This is a genomic window from Sphingomonas bacterium (assembly GCF_028292945.1).
GTDB lineage: Bacteria > Pseudomonadota > Alphaproteobacteria > Sphingomonadales > Sphingomonadaceae > Sphingomonas.
In genome coordinates, this window is the sequence record NZ_JAQGLJ010000050.1 from 14,994 (window position 1) to 31,413 (window position 16,420).

Sequence of the window (16,420 nt, forward strand, 5' to 3'; positions counted from 1 at the left end):
CTCCGCCGCCATGCAGTTTCTCAAATACCTGTTCTGGTGCCTGCTCGCCTTTCTCGCCGCGGTGTTCACCTTCGGCAATTGGACGCGCGTCGAGATCCACCTCTGGGGCGGGCTGGTCGCGCTGGTGAACCTGCCCTTCCTGCTGCTCGTCACGTTCCTGTTGGGGCTGTTGCCGATGCTGCTCTACCACGTCACCGCGCGCTGGCGGTTGCGGCAGCGGCTGCAGACCACCGAGCGCACGGTGGAGGCGCTGCGGATGAGCCTGCCGACGGAGCCGCGTACGGAGCCGATGCTGCCCGCTCCCGAACCGACGGCGCAGGCATGACGAGCCGCGTCTATGTCGCGCTCGACACGCCCGATCTCGCGCGGGCTCAGGCGATCGCCGCGCGGGTGCGTCATCATGTCGGCGGATTGAAGCTCGGGCTGGAGTTCTTCGCGGCGCATGGCCAGGCGGGGGTGCGCGAAATGGCGCACTTTGGTTTGCCGATCTTCCTGGACCTGAAACTGCACGATATCCCCAACACCGTCGCCAAGGCGGTGCAGGCACTCGCTCAGCTGGAACCGGCCATTCTGACCGTTCATGCCGCCGGTGGTCGGGCGATGATGGAGGACGCGAGGGCTGCCGCACCGCGCGCGACGAAGGTGGTCGGCGTCACCATGCTGACCAGCCTCGACGCACAGGACCTCGCCGCCACCGGCGTCACCGGCTCCGCGCACGATCAGGTCGTGCGTCTCGCCGAACTGGCGCGCGAAGCCGGGCTGGACGGCATCGTCTGCTCGGGCGCTGAGGTCGCCGCCGCCAAGGCCGCGTGGCCCAAGGGCTTCTTCGTCGTACCGGGTGTGCGTCCGGCGGCTGGCAAGTCCGGCGATCAGAAGCGCGTCGTCACGCCGCGCGAGGCGCTGGACGCCGGCGCCTCGATCCTGGTGATCGGGCGACCGATCACCCAGGCCGAGGACCCCGACGCCGCCGCGCGTGCGATCGGGGCGACGCTCTAGACCCTGACTCAGTGCAGATGAAGCACTTCCCCGGCAGAAGCCGGGGAAGGCTGATTGGTGGCCTTGGATCATAAATGACGACCCGACGCAGCCGATCACGGCATGAACTGTTCCGGTTGCTCCTCCACCCCGTCGCTCTATAGCCGCACCATGCCCATCACCGCCAAGATCTGCGGCCTGTCGACGCCCGAGACGGTCGACGCGGCGATCGGCGGCGGCGCGAGCCACCTCGGCTTCAACTTCTTTCCGCCTTCGCCGCGCGCGGTGTCGTTCGACACCGTCGCAGGTCTCGCCGCACGCGTGCCGCCGCATGTCACCAGGGTCGGCGTCTATGTCGATCCCGATGACGAGCTGCTGGAACGCAGCATCGCGGCCGGGCAGCTCGACGCCGTGCAGCTCCATCGCGTAACGCCCGACCGCGCCGCCGCCGTTCGCGCACGATTTGCGCGGAAGCTATGGGCGGTGGTCGCGGTGAAGAGCCGCACCGACCTCGACCAGGCGCGCGGCTACGCCGGGGCGGCCGATTGCATCCTCTATGACGCCAGGACGCCGGACGATGCCGCGCTGCCGGGCGGTATGGGCGTGCGGTTCGACTGGACGCTGCTCGAAGGCTTCCGCCACCCGCTGCCCTGGGCGCTGTCGGGCGGGCTGGACGCGAGCAATGTCGGCGAGGCGATCCATCGCACGGGCGCGACGCTGGTGGACGTGTCTTCGGGGGTGGAGACCGCGCCGGGGGTGAAGGATGCGGGGTTGATCGCCGCGTTTCTAAAGGAGGTCGCCTCGGCATTTTAGCTCCTCCCCGGCGGAAGCCGGGACCCAGTCGGCCGCGCCGGACCAGGCTTCCGTCGGAGAGGGTGACAGCTTGCGATGCCCACCCTAAACGCCGCCTTGATGAACGTCCTCAACTCCTTCCGCCAGCAGCCGGACTCACGCGGCCATTTCGGCGAGTTCGGGGGCCGCTACGTCGCCGAGACGCTGATGCCGCTCATCCTGGAGCTGGACGTCGCTTATCGCGCGGCCAAGGCTGACCCCGCGTTCCAGGCCCAGTTCGACGATTTGATGGAGCATTATGTCGGGCGCCCCAGCCCGCTCTACTATGCCGAACGCCTGACGCAGGCACTCCGCGACAGCGCGCCCGATGGAATGGGTGCGCAGGTCTGGTTCAAGCGCGACGAGCTCAACCACACCGGTGCGCACAAGATCAACAACTGCATCGGCCAGATCCTGCTCGCGATCCGGATGGGCAAGACGCGCATCATCGCGGAGACGGGTGCGGGTCAGCATGGCGTCGCGACCGCCACCGTGTGCGCGCGCTTCGGTCTGCCCTGCGTCATCTACATGGGCGCGCGCGACATCGAACGGCAGCAGCCGAACGTGTTTCGCATGAAGCTGTTAGGGGCGGAAGTTCGCGCCGTGACTTCAGGTGCACGGACACTGAAGGACGCGATGAACGAGGGCCTGCGCGATTGGGTCGCGAACGTCCACGACACCTTCTACATCATCGGCACCGCCGCGGGCCCCCATCCCTATCCGGAGTTGGTCCGCGACTTCCAGTCGGTGATCGGCATCGAGGCCCGCGCGCAGATGCTGGCGCGCACCGGCCGCCTCCCCGACCTGCTGGTCGCGGCGATCGGCGGTGGCTCGAACGCGATCGGCCTGTTCCATCCTTTTCTCGACGATGCCGACGTGGCGATGCTGGGCGTCGAGGCGGCCGGACACGGCCTCGACAAGCAGCACGCGGCGAGCCTCGCGGGCGGCTTTCCCGGCGTGCTGCACGGCAACCGCACCTACCTGTTGCAGGATGAGGACGGCCAAATCGCCGAGGCGCACTCGATCAGCGCTGGCCTGGATTACCCCGGCATTGGTCCCGAACACGCCTGGCTGCGCGACATAGGTCGGGTTCAGTACGACAGCGCCACGGACACCGAAGCGCTCGACGCGTTTCAACTGCTTTGCCGCACCGAGGGCATCATCCCTGCACTCGAACCCTCGCACGCGATCGCGGCGGTCGCGCGCAAGGCAAGGGAGATGCGCCCAGACCAGATTATCCTGGCGAACCTCTGCGGGCGGGGCGACAAGGACATCTTCACCGTCGCCGAGGCGCTCGGGGTGGCGATATGAAGCTCGCCTCCCGCAGGCGGGAGGGGAACACATGATCCGCCTCTCAGCCTCCTTCATCCGCGGCCGGCCCGCCCTCATAACCTTCGTCACCGCCGGCGACGGGCCAACGCCTGCCATCCTCGATGCGCTAGTCGCGGGCGGGGCGGACGTGATCGAACTCGGGATGCCCTTCACCGATCCAATGGCGGACGGCCCTGCCATTCAAGCGGCGAACATTCGCAGCTTGGACGCGGGCACAACAACGGCCGACATCATGCTGATCGCAAAGCAGTTTCGCCAACGCCACCCGGACACGCCGCTGGTGCTGATGGGCTATGCCAACCCGATGCTCCGCCGTGGCCCCGAGTGGTTCGCGAACGCCTGCGCCGACGCAGGCGTCGACGGGGTGATCTGCGTCGATCTGCCACCAGAGGAGGACGACCAACTCGGCCCCGCGCTGCGCGCACGCGGCATCGACCCGATTCGCCTCGCCACCCCCACCACCGACACCGCTCGTCTGCCACAGGTGCTGAACGGCGCGTCGGGATTCCTCTACTACGTCTCCGTCGCGGGCATTACCGGACTACAACAGGCGCAGTCAGGCTCGATCGAGCAGGCCGTCGCTCGCCTCAAGGCCGCCACCGAGCTGCCCGTCGCGGTCGGCTTCGGCATCCGCACCCCTGAACAGGCCGCCGCCGTCGCCCGCGTCGCGGATGGCGTCGTGGTCGGCTCCGCGATAGTGGAACTGGTTGCGCGGCACGGCACCGATGCCCCTGCCCACGTCCGCGCCTATGTCGCCAGCCTCCGCGCCGCGATCGACGCTAGCCCCAAGGACCTCGCCGCATGAGTTGGCTCAACTCCGTCCGCAACGCGCTGCCGTTCGGCACGAAACCAAAGACTTCCGCCGACAACCTCTGGCACAAGTGCAAGGGCTGCGAGCAGATGGTCTTTTCCAAGGAGTGGGAAGAGAACGCCTATGTCTGCCCCCGCTGCGACCATCACGACCGCATCGGGCCGGCAGAGCGCTTCCCGCAGCTGTTCGACGAGGGTAGCTGGCAGGTGATCGCCGCCGCCAAGGTGCAGGAGGACCCGCTCAAGTTCCGCGATTCGAAACGGTACGCCGACCGTCTGAAGGCCGCACGGGCGGACACGTCCGAGCAGGATGCCTTTGTCAACGCTTATGGCCGCATTGGCGGTCACGCGGCGGTGGTGGGCGTGCAGGACTTCGCGTTCATGGGCGGATCGATGGGGCTTGCGGTCGGCGAGGCCTTCGTCCGCGGCGTCGAAAACGCAATCCGCGAGCGTTGCCCCTACATCGTCTTCACCGCGTCGGGCGGCGCACGGATGCAGGAGGGCATCCTCAGCCTGATGCAGATGCCGCGTTCGACCGTGGCGATCGACATGCTCCGCGAGGCGGGACTGCCCTATATTGTCGTCCTCACCGACCCCACCAGCGGCGGCGTGATGGCTGCGTACGCGATGCTCGGCGACGTGCAGATCGCCGAGCCCAGGGCGACGCTCGCCTTTACCGGACGCCGCGTGATCGAGAGCACGATCCGCGAGAAGCTGCCCGACGATTTCCAGACATCCGAATATTATCTGGAGCACGGCCTGATCGACATGATCGTCCGTCGCCACCAGCTCAAGGAGCGGCTGGCGACGGTGATCGGGTATCTCACCGCCGGCGAGCAGCGTGCGGCGTGAGGCTCTGTCACCCTGAACTTGTTTCAGGGTCCATGCGCGACCGTTTCAATCAGCGGCGTTCGCCTGTGGGTCGAATGGTACGCATGGATGCTGAAACAAGTTCAGCATGACGAGAGTGTTCCAAATGCGGCTCGGCACCTAACGCATGCCCGACACCGCGACCTCCACCGACCCGGCCGTGCAGGCGCAGCTCGACCGCCTGTTCGCGCATGGGCCGGGAGCCGACACGCTCGGCCTCGATCGCATCACCCGCCTGCTCGCGCGGCTCGGGGACCCGCACCGACACCTCCCGCCGGTGTTCCACGTCGCCGGCACCAATGGCAAAGGCTCCACCTGCGCCTTCCTGCGCGCCGCGCTGGAAGCGGCCGGCCGCAGCGTCCATGTCTACACCAGCCCGCACCTCGTCCGCTTCAACGAGCGCATTCGGCTCGCCGGCGCGCTGATCGAGGACGCCACACTCGCCCCGCTGCTGGCGGAGGTGCTCGACGTCGCCGAAGATCTCAACGCGAGCTTCTTCGAAGTCACGACCGCGGCTGCGTTCCTCGCTTTCGCCCGGGAACCCGCCGACGCCTGTGTCGTCGAAGTGGGGCTTGGCGGGCGGCTCGATGCAACCAACGTTCTGCCTGCCCCGGCGGTGTGCGGAATCGCAGGCCTGGGCGTCGACCACCAGGCGTTCCTGGGCGACACGCTTGCCGCCATCGCGGCGGAAAAGGCGGGCATCGCCAAGTGCGGCGTGCCGCTGGTGACGATGGACTATGATGCGCCGATCAACGATGTGATCGCCGATCTTGCAAAGCGGGCGGGTGCGCCATTCTACCCGGCAGGGCGACGCTGGAATCTCGGCGCGAACCCCCGCCTGCGTCGGGTATTCATTAGTGATGAGGATGGCAGCATCGCCCTGCCTTTTCCGGAAATGGCAGGCGACCATCAAATGGCCAACCTGGCGTTGGCAGCCGCCATGGTGCGCCGGCAGCGCGCCATCGAGATTCCGCCCGCGGCGCTAAAGGCAGCCGCCACGACCGCGTGCTGGCCGGCGCGGATGCAGCGGCTGCGGCCCGGCCCACTAGCAGGCATGCTTCCGGATGAGGCCGAGCTGTGGATCGACGGCGCACACAATCCGAGCGCCGCGCTTCCGGTCGCCGACACCCTCGCGGAGCTGGCGCAGGGCCGCGCGACGACGCTTGTCCTGGGAATGCTGGCGAACAAGGATGCCGCCGGGGTGCTCGCCGCACTTGCCCCTGCCGTCTCGCAAGTTATCGCGGTGCCGACGCCGGGGCACACCCATCATGCGCCCGAATACCTCGCCAGCCTTGCGAGAAATGCTCGTTTACCTGCTGCAATCGCGCCCGATCTGTCGGCGGCAGTGGCGCAGGCGGACACCCCCGTCGTCCTGATCGCTGGCTCCCTCTACCTCGCCGGCGAGGCGCTGCGGCTCAACGACGAACTGCCCGACTAGACCGCCACCACCTCCGGTGCGCGCGGCGCACCGCGCCACCACTCGACCAGCACCAGCCCGACCGCGATCAGCCCCAGCGCGGCGGTGAACTGGAACACGCTGGCATAGCCGACCTGCCCGATCGCCTCACCCATCGCCGCGCGCCCCAGTGCGCCGACGAGGAAGGTGAGCGACGACAGCAGCGCATACTGCACCGCCGAATACTGCTTTGCCACGATGGACGAGATGTACGCCACGAACGCCGCCCCGGCGAGGCCACCGGCGATGTTCTCGCCCGCGATCGCGATGCACAGCCGCACCATGCGCTGATCCGCGCCGAGCCTATCCAGCCCGAACAGCGCCGCGAAGCCGTCGATCCCCGCCCCGCCCAGCGCCAGATCGGCGTAAAGCAGGTTGGTCGCCGCCGCCGCGATCGCGCCCGCCAGCATCGTCGGCATGCGCCCAAGCGTCGCGAACATCAGCCCGCCGAGCGCCACGCCCGCGATCGTCATCAGCACCCCGAAGATCTTGGACGCGAACGCCACCTCGTCGTTCGAATAGCTGAGGAATTCGAGATAGAAGGGAAAGGCGAACGGCGCCCAGATCGAATCGGCGATCCGGTACGACAGGATCAGCGCGACCACGACGATCGCGCCCCAGCGCAGCCGTCCGACGATCTCCGACAGCGGCAGCACCAGCGCGCGATAGACGTGGTCGGCCGCACGTCGCCCGGCGCTGCCCGCCGCCCCGGCACTCGGCATCGCATAGCCGTTGGCCCAGGCCGCAACGATCGCCGGCACCACCACCGTCGCGACCACGATCCACGGCCCCCAGAACTTCGTGAAGTCGCCCGCCGACGCTGCCTTCTCGCCTGGTGCAAGCGGGGTCAGCGCGGCGACCATGAAGCTGCCGAGCATCCAGATCGCCCAGCCCCAGCCGACCGCCACCACCGCCAGCGCAACCGCGCGCCGTCGCCGATCGGGCACGACATGCCCCGCCAGCGGCTCTGCCGCGTCCTCCTCCGGCGGGACCGCCTCGGGCGCGAGCAACGTCGCCAGCGCCAGCAGCACCATCACGCCACCGATGGTCGCGTACACCGCCGGCCAGCCGATCCGCGCCGCCGCCACCAGCGCCCCCGCCCCGCCCGCAAGCGCAGCCGTGCGATTACCGAGCTGATAGATCGCCGACAGCACTTCGACCGTCGCACCGCCTGCATCATCCACGCCATCGGCAATCTCGATCCGCCAGGCGTCGATCACCACGTCCTGCGTGGCGGAAAAGAATGCAGCAACGACCGCGAGCAGCGCGAAGCTGCCGATCGCGGCTACCGGATCGGTCGCCGCCATGCCCATCAACAGCGCGGCGAGCGCGAGCTGACACAGCACCAGCCACGACTTGCGCCGGCCCAGCCGCGCCAGCAGCGGCGGGCGCGTCCGGTCCACCACCGGCGACCACAGGAACTTGAACGCATAGGCGAGGCCGATCCACGACAGCACGCCGATGGTGGCGAGGCTCACCTGCCGCTCCCCGAGCCAGGCGTTCAGCGTTCCGATCAGCGCCACGAACGGCAGGCCGGAGGCAAACCCCAGCGCCAGCATGGTCGCGGTCTTGCGGCTCGTCAGCGCCGCGCGCAGCAGGCGCCATCCCTTCACGCGTGTCGCCGCCACCTGTTCCGCCACGCCTTGCTCCCGATCCCGATTGCGCGGACACTAGCGCGAAAAGAAGGAGAGGATAGCCCATGGCGACCGTCATCGAGACCCGCCCCACCGCTGGACAGCTCGCACTGGCTAAGCTGCTTGCCGAGGGTGGCACGCGCGCGGATGGTGGCATCACGCACGTCGATGCCAACGCCTACACCAGCCCGGCGCGCCACGTGGCCGAGCAGCAGCGCGTTTTTGCCCACGCCCCGCTGGTGATCGCGCCGTCGGCGCTGCTGCCGGAGCGCAACATGGCCGTTCCGCACGACGGCTTCGGCAAGCCCCTGCTGATCGCGCGCGATGCCGACGGGCAGGCGCACCTCTTCGTCAACGTCTGTCGTCATCGCGGCACGCGGCTCGTCGAAGGCACGGAGCCGGTCTGCACGCCGCGGCTGGTCTGCCCGTACCATGCGTGGAGTTACGCCCTCGACGGCCGCCTGACCGGCCTGCCGCGACCGGACAGCTTTCCCGGCCTCGACAAGGCGGAGTTCGCGCTCAAGCGGCTGCCGACGCGCGAAGCGGGTGGGCTGATCTGGTTCTCGTTCGATGAAGCTGCGGATTTCGCGCCGGCGGACGAACTCGGTCACGATTTTGATGCGTTCGGTCTGGCCGGCCTGCACCTGTTCCGCCGCCGCACGCACGACGTCGCGGCGAACTGGAAGCTCATCATGGATGCCTTTCTGGAAAGCTACCATGTTCAGCGGTTGCATGCCGCCACGATCGGCCCGTTCTTCAAGGATGGCGTGTCGACCGGCGACAAGCTCGGCCCGCACCAACGCTCCGCCGTCGGGCGCGAAATCGATGCCGCCGCGGTCAGCGCGCAGGACTGGCCGACGCTGCGCCGCGCGATCACCTACACCTATCAGATGTTCCCCGGCACGGTGCTGATCGTCAGCCCGGACTACGTCAACCTGATGGTGCTGATGCCGCAGGCGCATGATCGCGTGCTGGTCGAGGACTTCATGCTCATCCCCGAGCCGCCGGCGACGGAAAAAGCGCGCGCCCATTGGGAAAAGAGCTGGAACCTGCTCGACGGCGGCGTCTTCGCAGCTGAGGACTTTCGCGCCGCCGCGCTGGGCCAGCAGGGGCTTGCGTCAGGTGCGCTCGACCGCGTCACGCTGGGCACGCTGGAAACGGGCATCCGCGCGTTTCACGATGAGGTGGAGGCGTGTCTTTGAGCCAGCCAGGCTAGGTCATGCCGCCTCGAACAATTCGAAGCCCGTCGGCAACCGCTTCCGCGCTTTCCCCGCAACCCGCGCTTCGATCACCTGGATCGCGGCGACGAGATCCTTGGGCGAATAAGGCTTTGCCAGCCAGCCCTCCGCCAGCGTCTCCGCTCCCTCGGGGCACGAGCCGGTGACGAACAGAACGCGCAACCCGGCCTCGCGCGCGGCGCGCGCGACATCGATGCCCGACCCGTCCGCAAGCTGTACGTCGGCGACCACCAGGTCGATATCCCCCCCGGCTTCGATCGCCGCAAGCGCCGTCGCGACACGATCCACCGTCGCGACGATCTCGAACTTAGCGTCGGACAACGCGTGCTCATTGTCGAACGCGACCAGCGGCTCGTCCTCGACGAGCAGCAATCGCACGATGTGCCGCTTCTTGTGGCCGAACATGACGAAACCCCTTTGATCGCTGCATAACGCGCAGGCCGGCCCCGAGTCGCAAAGATTTCGGCGCGGGCGCGACAGTTTCGCTGTATCAGCCGCTCGCATGACACGGCCCGTCGACATTCCTGCCGCAGGCGAACGCATCGCCAAGCTACTCGCGCGCGCCGGAATCGCGTCGCGTCGCGAGATCGAGCGCTACATCGCCGAGGGTCGCATCGCCCGCGACGGGGTCGTGATCGACACGCCCGCGACCGTGCTGGCGTCGCTCGACGGCGTGACGGTCGACGGCACGCCGGTCGCGCAGCCCGCCCCCGCGCGCCTGTTTCTCCACCACAAACCCACCGGCCTCCTCGTCACCGAGCGTGATCCACGCGGCCGCCCCACGATCTACGATCGTCTGCCCCCCGACCTGCCGCGCGTCGTGCCGGTCGGCCGGCTCGACCTGAACACCGAAGGGTTGCTGCTGCTCACCACCGATGGCGGGCTGAAGCGGCAGCTGGAACTGCCCGCGACCGGCGTCGAACGCGCCTATCGCGCTCGCTGCTACGGACAGGTCAGCCAGGCACAACTCGAGACCCTAATGGAGGGCATCGAGATCGACGGCGTCCGCTACGGCCCGATCAACGCCAATCTGGAACGTCGAACGGGCGCCAATACCTGGATCGAAATGATCCTGACCGAGGGCAAGAACCGCGAAGTCCGCCGGGTGCTCGAACATCTGGGTCTGCAGGTCGGCCGCCTGATCCGCACGCGCTACGGCCCCTTCATCCTCGCCGATCTGCCGCCCGGCGCGGTGGGCGAGGTTCGACAGGCCGATCTGGTCGCGTTCCGCCAGACGCTGGGCGGCAGGCGGCGAGCCGATGAAGCGCGGATTGCCGTCAGCCCGCCCGCGAAGCCAACGCCGGCGCAGATGCGCCCCGCCGGACGGTCGCAAACTGCGGGTTCACCTCGCCAGATGCGCGACCCTGGCGAGCCGCAGGCGACCGTAGGGTCACGCCGGGGTCAGGTCGCGGTGCAGTCCGACCGGAAGGCGCCCACGTCTGGCCAACGCGGCGGCTCACGCGCGACGCTCCCCGCGACACCGGATACTCTGCCACCAGGTCGATCGCCTACTGTTGCTCAGCGTGCTTCGTCCGGACAAGGCGAACCGTCTTTGGACCCCGGCCTGCGCCGAGGTGGAGTTCGGACGACCAACGGTACCAAGCCTGCTCCTGTAAGTGTGGTTTCGAGGGCGAATCCTCACAAGCGGACGCAGACCGAGCCGGCAGCGGATGCGGTCGCCCCGCCCCGCCCCGCCAGGATCGAGCGCAAGACCGGCTGGGCCAAGCCGAAGCCAAAGACCGGCCCGCGACGTCCGGGCAAGCGCTAGCGGTAAACCGGCTGCTCGCTCCCACTCGCGCGCTGCGTCAGGCTCCGGCTCTTGGCCGTTCCCCACGGCAAGACTACGGCGAAGCGTGAACAAGTCCCTGCGCGTCATCGCCGGCACCCTGCGCGGCCGACCTCTCCTCTCCCCGAAGGGCGACGCCACCCGCCCGACCGCCGACCGGGTGCGCGAGGCGCTGTTCTCCATGCTGACCAGCCGCCTCGGCAGCTTTGACGGACTTGCGGTGGCGGACCTGTTCGCCGGGTCCGGTGCGCTCGGCATCGAGGCGCTGTCGCGTGGCGCCGCATCGTGCCTGTTCGTCGAGCAGGACGGCGCCGCGCTGGACGCGCTCCGCGCCAATCTGACGAAGCTCAGCCTGAAGGCCGACGTCCGCGCCGGCAGCGTGCTGGCGCTCGGTCCCGCCGCCCAGCCGCTCGACCTGATCTTGATGGATCCGCCCTATGGCACGGGCGCCGGCGTCGTCGCGCTTGAGCGCCTGGCGCGGCTCGGCTGGACGGGGCCCGCCACCTGGGTCAGCATCGAGACCGCCAAGAGCGACGCGGTCGAGGTCGGCGGCTTCACGATCGACGCCGAACGGGTCCACGGCAAGGCGAAGCTGACGCTGCTGCGGATGACGGTCTAGCCGGCTGTGGCGCAACTGCCTGCTTCTTCATTTCAGGCTCCGCTGAAGCCGGGAAAACGCTTGCTGATATAGGCTGCCTGCTGGAAGCCATCCGGACCATCCGACGCGTTGCCGTTGCGGACGCAGAACCTCCGGGATTTGCCACCGTTCTTGTCGGTGGCCGGAACAAACAATGGCAGTGCCTGCTGCGACCTCGATGCGGCAGACCTCGACGCCGTCGATCGACGGGAACGTGACCTTGGCGAGGCCGAGCGCCCGCGCTCGCCCGAATGCGTTCGCCAAGACGGTGCGCAGGTGTCGCTCGAACTTGTCGCGGTCACCGTCGAGAGAGGCGGGCGTAATCGTCCGCAGCCCTTTGGGGCATGCCGTCGAGAAATGGTGGGTTTCGACGCGATGCGCTGCACCCGTGTGATTGAGCGACAGACATAGTCGTGCCGTATCTCGGCAGGCGAAGCTCGCGGCGGCTGATCATGCCAACCAGATCCTCGACGCTGATATCCTGCTTGGCCAAGATTCCCTGCGGTTGCCCGACCATCGTCGCTGAACAGCGTCCCCGTCACAAGGCTCGGACAGGGCCTTGCACCGATGTAACGCAACGCTGCTGCCTGACGGACCATCGTGAGCGGCAGCGCCAACCCGCTCCGCCACGCCCCCATTCAGCCCGGCATCGGCGGATAGCGGCCGAACGCCGGCATGGCAGCCATGCCGGCCCGCCATGCCGGTGCATCTGCGACCTGAATGTGGGCCTGTGGCGGAAAGGCGTCAGGATCGTCGAGAGTCGCCGCCTGTAGGTCGATCTGCCCGGGAAAGATGGCCTCGTTGACGTAGAACAGCCCCGTCCCGCAGGTGCCGCAGAACTGCCGGAATGTGCCTGGCGACGATTCGTACGATCGCGGGTCGCCCTCGATCCGCACCTTGTCGCGCCCGAACAATGTCCAGACCACCGCCGGCGCCCCTGCCGACGCGCGGCATTCGCTGCACCAGCAGATCGTGCTGTGCGTCGGCTGGCCCTCCACCGTGTACCGAATGGCACCGCAGCGGCATCTGCCCGATTCGCTCACCTGCATTCTCCCGGTTGTTCCCGCTATGTTCTCACGCGGGTCGCACCGGCGCAACCCGCAAAAGCTTGCTCCCAACTCACCCGTTCCCTAGCTGTTCGCCTGTGACCCACAGTTCGACCGACACCGCCCTCGCCGACCCCCCCTACCTTCGCGGGCTCAACCCGCCGCAGCGCGAGGCGGTGCTGACGACCGAGGGCCCGGTGCTGATGCTGGCGGGCGCCGGCACCGGCAAGACCGCCGCGCTGACCGCGCGGCTCGCGCACCTGCTGTTCACGAAGCTGGCGTGGCCGTCCGAGATCCTGTCCGTCACCTTCACCAACAAGGCCGCGCGCGAGATGCGCGAGCGGGTCGGGCGGCTGGTCGGCGACGTGGTGGAGGGCATGCCCTGGCTTGGCACCTTCCATGCGATCGGTGCGAAGATGCTGCGCCGCCATGCCGAGCTGGTCGGGCTGCAGTCCAACTTCACCATCCTCGACACCGACGACCAGCTCCGCCTGCTCAAGCAGCTCATCCTGGCCGCCGATCTCGACGAGAAACGCTTTCCCGCGCGGGCGTTGGCAGGCCTTATCGACGAATGGAAGAACAAGGGGCTGGTCCCCGCCGACATTGATGCCGGCGAGAGCGAACGATACGCCAACGGTCGCGGCGGCGAGCTGTATCAGCGATATCAGGACCGGCTGAAGGCGGTGAACGCCTGCGATTTTGGCGATCTTCTCCTGCACATGCTGGTCGTCCTTCGCACCCATCGCGAGGTGCTGGAGCTCTACCAGCAGCGCTTCAAATACATCATGGTCGACGAGTATCAGGACACCAACTCCGTCCAGTATCTCTGGCTGCGTCTGCTCGCGCAGGAGCGCAAGAACATCGCCTGCGTCGGCGATGACGACCAGTCGATCTATTCCTGGCGCGGCGCGCAGGTGGAGAACATCCTGCGCTTCGAGCACGACTTTCCGGGCGCGAAGGTGATCCGGCTCGAGCAGAACTACCGCTCCACCCCGCACATCCTGGGAGCGGCCGGCGGGGTCATCGCCAACAATTCCGGCCGCCTCGGCAAGCAGTTATGGACCGAACTTGACGCTGGCGAGAAGGTCCGCGTGCTGGGCGTCTGGGACGGCCCCGAAGAGGCGCGCCGCGTCGGCGAGGAGATCGAGGCGTGCCAGAAAAACGGCAAGTCGCTCGACGAGATCGCGATCCTGGTCCGCGCCGGCCACCAGACGCGCGAGTTCGAGGACCGTTTCATCGCCATCGGCATGGCGTACAAGATCGTCGGCGGTTTTCGCTTCTACGAACGCGCCGAGATTCGCGACGCGCTCGCCTACCTGCGCATCGTCAACCAGCCCGCCGACGACCTCGCCTTCGAACGCATCGTCAACACCCCCAAACGCGGGCTCGGCGACAAGGCGCTCGCCAAGCTCCACCAGCTCGCCCGCCGCGCGGGCACGCCGCTGACGATCGCCGCCGCGCGCATCCTCGACACCGACGAGCTGACCCCGCAGGCGCGCAAGTCGCTTGGCCGGCTGATCGGCGACATCGCCCGCTGGCGCGACATGGCGAGCGAGCTGCCCCACCCGGAGCTTGCCCGCCAACTGCTCGACGAGAGCGGCTACACCGCGATGTGGCAGGCGGAGAAGTCGGTTGAGGCGGCCGGGCGGCTCGAGAACCTCTCCGAGCTGGTCCGCGCGATGGAGGAATATGAGTCGCTCGGGGCGTTCCTGGAGCATGTCAGCCTCGTGATGGAGCGCGAAGGCGGCGAGCGCGTGCCGCAGGTCACGATCATGACCATCCACGCCGCCAAGGGGCTGGAATTCGACACCGTCTTCCTCGCCGGCTGGGAGGAAGGCCTGTTCCCTTCGCAGCGCGCACTCGACGAGGGGGGCACGCGCAGCCTGGAGGAGGAACGTCGCCTCGCCTACGTCGCGATCACCCGCGCGCGCCGCCGCGCGGTCATCCTCCACGCCGCCAATCGCCGCATCTACGGCCAGTGGACCTCGTCGCTGCCCTCACGCTTCGTCGCCGAACTGCCAGCCGATCACATCGAGACGGAAACCACGATGAGCGGCGGCGAGTCGCTCTGGCGCGCGAACTGGAGCGAGAACGCCGACCCCTTCGCCAACGTCACGCGAGGCTCCGGCCGCGGCCCCGGCTGGCAACGCGCCGCCGGAACGCTGGAGCCGGTCAAGGTCGATGGCGGCAGCTGGACCGCGCGCACCTTCACCCGCGAACCGTCCCGCATCGTCGAGTCCCGCGGCCCCGCGATCAGCCTCGGCAACCCCGGCCGCACCGACCTGTCGGTGGGCCAGCGCGTCTTCCACCAGAAATTCGGCCACGGCGATATCGCCGAGATCGAAGGCAACAAGCTGGAGATCGACTTCGACCAGGCGGGAAGGAAGCGGGTGATGGATAGTTTTGTGACGGTAAACAACTGAAGGCGAGCATCTCGCGGCGCATCGAAGCCGCGTTAACAATCCGCAATAATCGACCCGGTCCATTGACTCGCGCAACCCCGACGCTTGATCCTCACTCCTGCGCCCAGACGAAGGCGCGGGAGCTGAATTATGGAAGAAGCAATGGTCGCGACGCCCGGCGGGCGTGTGACACGAGCATTGGATCGCGCGGAGGTGATCTATTTGCGCGTCTTGCGCGCGGCTATCCTGATCGTAGCGACAGTGTTGTTGGTGCTGGCAGCGATTGGTGCCGCCACTGCGCTGTACAAGATTGCGCAATCTCCCAACTCGGTGGTGGAGCAGGCGAGCACCGTCGCCGCCGACGAACTGGCAGGATCGGCGAACTCCGCTTCGGCCGTGTCGACGACAGTCGAGGTGCCCCGGAATTCTCCGGCGCAGCGGCGCTTCTATGATGACTTTGCCAAGCGATATCATGGCTTGTACCGGGCAAAATTCGAGCGCTTCCAGCGGCCGGACGACAAGAAGCCTACGGTCGGAGAGTTCGATGACCTGACGATTGACACCGCTGGCCGGTTAAGGGCGATCGCAGATGGGGAATTGTCGTTCGACACGGATCGCGCAGACTTGGAAACCTATCTCACGACGCTCGCCAGCGCTGCCGATTTGGCTGAGACGCAGAAGACGCTTGAAGCATACCGTCGCGCGAGAAAAGCTCGGGTCGCGTCGCGCGTTGAACGGGTCCGCTACGAGTCTCGCCGTGGCTGGGATTCGCTAAGCACCACCTGCCCCGCATGGTACGAGTCACCGATAGGATGTGCGGTGACCCGGCAGGTCCCCATTCCCTACAACGCGACAGTATATACAATGCGCTACCCTGACGGCGTGCAGAGCCCTAGCCAAGTCATCAAGGCTTACCAAGACCGCTATTTCAGCCTGCTCGCGGAGCGTCGCGCCAGCAACGCCGCCGAAGCCGACGCGAAGCGCGAGTCAATCCTGATCGGTAAGGCGGAGGGGCGCGCGACCCTTCTTCAGGTCGGGGTAGTACTGGGCGGTTTCCTGCTGCTCATGTTCTTCTTTCTCCTGATTGCAATCGAGCGTCACCAGCGTCGACTTGCAAGGGAGCCTGCACCCTCCAGCCACTGATATCGTCCAAGGATGGATACGCTTTCAACGGCATCCCTATCTCCGCCCAGCCAAGATCGACCCGAGCATCCCGCCCAGGCCCCTCGGCAGGCCACCCCCCATGCCGCCCAGCACCGAACCTAATATCCCGCCCAGCCCCCCTGCCCGCCGCCGCGCGAGGCCATGTGCCCCGCCACCAGCATCGCCAGGATCGGCAGCATCGGCGTGGAGGTGCCGCGCTTCTATGGTGGACAGCAGATCGGCACTGTCCGTCGGCCCGA

Annotated in this window: 16 protein-coding genes and 1 pseudogene; 13 read left to right on the forward strand and 4 right to left on the reverse strand. The window is 67.7% G+C overall.

What is annotated here, in order from left to right; genetic code table 11:
• Positions 1–10: 10 nt before the first annotated feature.
• The 7 genes from JWN21_RS06585 (at position 11) to JWN21_RS06615 (ending at position 6,256) form a co-directional block, all read left to right on the forward strand.
• Positions 11–325, forward strand: coding sequence for a hypothetical protein (locus JWN21_RS06585; RefSeq protein WP_299647475.1), 315 nt, complete (start codon positions 11–13; stop codon positions 323–325).
• Positions 322–996, forward strand: coding sequence for an orotidine-5'-phosphate decarboxylase (pyrF, locus tag JWN21_RS06590; protein ID WP_299647476.1), 675 nt, complete (start codon positions 322–324; stop codon positions 994–996). Before JWN21_RS06585 ends, pyrF begins: the two co-directional genes overlap by 4 nt.
• Before the next feature lie 150 nt (positions 997–1,146).
• Complete coding sequence (locus JWN21_RS06595; protein ID WP_299647477.1) at positions 1,147–1,788, forward strand: phosphoribosylanthranilate isomerase; 642 nt, start codon at positions 1,147–1,149, stop codon at positions 1,786–1,788.
• Between the two features lie 99 nt (positions 1,789–1,887).
• On the forward strand, positions 1,888–3,117 hold the full coding sequence (gene trpB / locus JWN21_RS06600) for a tryptophan synthase subunit beta (protein ID WP_299647498.1): 1,230 nt from the start codon (positions 1,888–1,890) through the stop codon (positions 3,115–3,117).
• A 31-nt stretch (positions 3,118–3,148) separates the two neighbouring features.
• Positions 3,149–3,943 (forward strand): tryptophan synthase subunit alpha, encoded by a 795-nt coding sequence (gene trpA, locus JWN21_RS06605; protein WP_299647478.1) that lies wholly within the window; start codon positions 3,149–3,151, stop codon positions 3,941–3,943.
• The gene (gene accD / locus JWN21_RS06610) at positions 3,940–4,800 is read left to right on the forward strand and encodes an acetyl-CoA carboxylase, carboxyltransferase subunit beta (RefSeq protein ID WP_299647479.1); all 861 of its coding nucleotides are present in this window, start codon (positions 3,940–3,942) and stop codon (positions 4,798–4,800) included. Before trpA ends, accD begins: the two co-directional genes overlap by 4 nt.
• 145 nt (positions 4,801–4,945) lie before the next feature.
• A complete protein-coding gene (locus tag JWN21_RS06615; protein ID WP_299647480.1) occupies positions 4,946–6,256 on the forward strand; it encodes a folylpolyglutamate synthase/dihydrofolate synthase family protein in 1,311 nt (436 codons plus the stop codon).
• Here JWN21_RS06615 and JWN21_RS06620 read toward each other — a convergent pair.
• Positions 6,253–7,914 (reverse strand): hypothetical protein, encoded by a 1,662-nt coding sequence (locus JWN21_RS06620; RefSeq protein WP_367182919.1) that lies wholly within the window; start codon positions 7,912–7,914, stop codon positions 6,253–6,255. The two genes, JWN21_RS06615 and JWN21_RS06620, sit on opposite strands and share 4 nt — an antisense overlap.
• Before the next feature lie 59 nt (positions 7,915–7,973).
• Here JWN21_RS06620 and JWN21_RS06625 point away from each other — a divergent pair, with 59 nt between their 5' ends.
• Positions 7,974–9,110, forward strand: coding sequence for an SRPBCC family protein (locus JWN21_RS06625; RefSeq protein WP_299647481.1), 1,137 nt, complete (start codon positions 7,974–7,976; stop codon positions 9,108–9,110).
• Between the two features lie 15 nt (positions 9,111–9,125).
• On the opposite strand, the gene JWN21_RS06630 is transcribed toward JWN21_RS06625, so the two are convergent.
• Positions 9,126–9,551, reverse strand: coding sequence for a response regulator (locus tag JWN21_RS06630; RefSeq protein ID WP_299647483.1), 426 nt, complete (start codon positions 9,549–9,551; stop codon positions 9,126–9,128).
• A gap of 97 nt (positions 9,552–9,648) precedes the next feature.
• Here JWN21_RS06630 and JWN21_RS06635 point away from each other — a divergent pair, with 97 nt between their 5' ends.
• The 3 genes from JWN21_RS06635 (at position 9,649) to JWN21_RS06645 (ending at position 11,980) form a co-directional block, all read left to right on the forward strand.
• Positions 9,649–10,914 carry a pseudouridine synthase gene (locus JWN21_RS06635; RefSeq protein WP_299647485.1) on the forward strand — a complete coding sequence of 422 codons (1,266 nt, stop codon included), beginning with the start codon at positions 9,649–9,651 and terminating at the stop codon, positions 10,912–10,914.
• Positions 10,915–10,999: 85 nt separating this feature from the next.
• A complete protein-coding gene (rsmD, locus tag JWN21_RS06640) occupies positions 11,000–11,551 on the forward strand; it encodes a 16S rRNA (guanine(966)-N(2))-methyltransferase RsmD (protein ID WP_299647487.1) in 552 nt (183 codons plus the stop codon).
• Between the two features lie 150 nt (positions 11,552–11,701).
• Positions 11,702–11,980, forward strand: coding sequence for a hypothetical protein (locus JWN21_RS06645; RefSeq protein WP_299647489.1), 279 nt, complete (start codon positions 11,702–11,704; stop codon positions 11,978–11,980).
• 227 nt (positions 11,981–12,207) lie between these two features.
• Here the strand turns inward: JWN21_RS06645 and JWN21_RS06650 are convergent, their stop codons facing one another.
• Entirely contained in the window at positions 12,208–12,618 is a 411-nt protein-coding gene (locus tag JWN21_RS06650) for a GFA family protein (protein WP_299647492.1), read from the reverse strand.
• Positions 12,619–12,713: 95 nt separating this feature from the next.
• Here JWN21_RS06650 and JWN21_RS06655 point away from each other — a divergent pair, with 95 nt between their 5' ends.
• A complete protein-coding gene (locus JWN21_RS06655) occupies positions 12,714–15,038 on the forward strand; it encodes an ATP-dependent helicase (RefSeq protein ID WP_299647494.1) in 2,325 nt (774 codons plus the stop codon).
• Positions 15,039–15,167: 129 nt separating this feature from the next.
• A complete protein-coding gene (locus JWN21_RS06660; RefSeq protein ID WP_299647496.1) occupies positions 15,168–16,160 on the forward strand; it encodes a hypothetical protein in 993 nt (330 codons plus the stop codon).
• A 36-nt stretch (positions 16,161–16,196) separates the two neighbouring features.
• Here JWN21_RS06660 and JWN21_RS06665 read toward each other — a convergent pair.
• Positions 16,197–16,420, reverse strand: a pseudogene (locus JWN21_RS06665) (hypothetical protein); the annotation flags it as partial.

Excerpts from the sequence above, each read along its gene's own strand:
- JWN21_RS06635 (WP_299647485.1), top strand. The coding sequence starts at position 9,649 with ATGACACGGCCCGTCGACATTCCTGCCGCAGGCGAACGCATCGCCAAG.
- JWN21_RS06650 (WP_299647492.1), bottom strand. The coding sequence starts at position 12,618 with ATGCAGGTGAGCGAATCGGGCAGATGCCGCTGCGGTGCCATTCGGTAC.
- JWN21_RS06585 (WP_299647475.1), top strand. The coding sequence starts at position 11 with ATGCAGTTTCTCAAATACCTGTTCTGGTGCCTGCTCGCCTTTCTCGCC.
- pyrF (WP_299647476.1), top strand. The coding sequence starts at position 322 with ATGACGAGCCGCGTCTATGTCGCGCTCGACACGCCCGATCTCGCGCGG.
- JWN21_RS06615 (WP_299647480.1), top strand. The coding sequence starts at position 4,946 with ATGCCCGACACCGCGACCTCCACCGACCCGGCCGTGCAGGCGCAGCTC.
- trpB (WP_299647498.1), top strand. The coding sequence starts at position 1,888 with ATGAACGTCCTCAACTCCTTCCGCCAGCAGCCGGACTCACGCGGCCAT.
- trpA (WP_299647478.1), top strand. The coding sequence starts at position 3,149 with ATGATCCGCCTCTCAGCCTCCTTCATCCGCGGCCGGCCCGCCCTCATA.
- accD (WP_299647479.1), top strand. The coding sequence starts at position 3,940 with ATGAGTTGGCTCAACTCCGTCCGCAACGCGCTGCCGTTCGGCACGAAA.
- JWN21_RS06595 (WP_299647477.1), top strand. The coding sequence starts at position 1,147 with ATGCCCATCACCGCCAAGATCTGCGGCCTGTCGACGCCCGAGACGGTC.
- JWN21_RS06630 (WP_299647483.1), bottom strand. The coding sequence starts at position 9,551 with ATGTTCGGCCACAAGAAGCGGCACATCGTGCGATTGCTGCTCGTCGAG.
- JWN21_RS06660 (WP_299647496.1), top strand. The coding sequence starts at position 15,168 with ATGGAAGAAGCAATGGTCGCGACGCCCGGCGGGCGTGTGACACGAGCA.
- JWN21_RS06625 (WP_299647481.1), top strand. The coding sequence starts at position 7,974 with ATGGCGACCGTCATCGAGACCCGCCCCACCGCTGGACAGCTCGCACTG.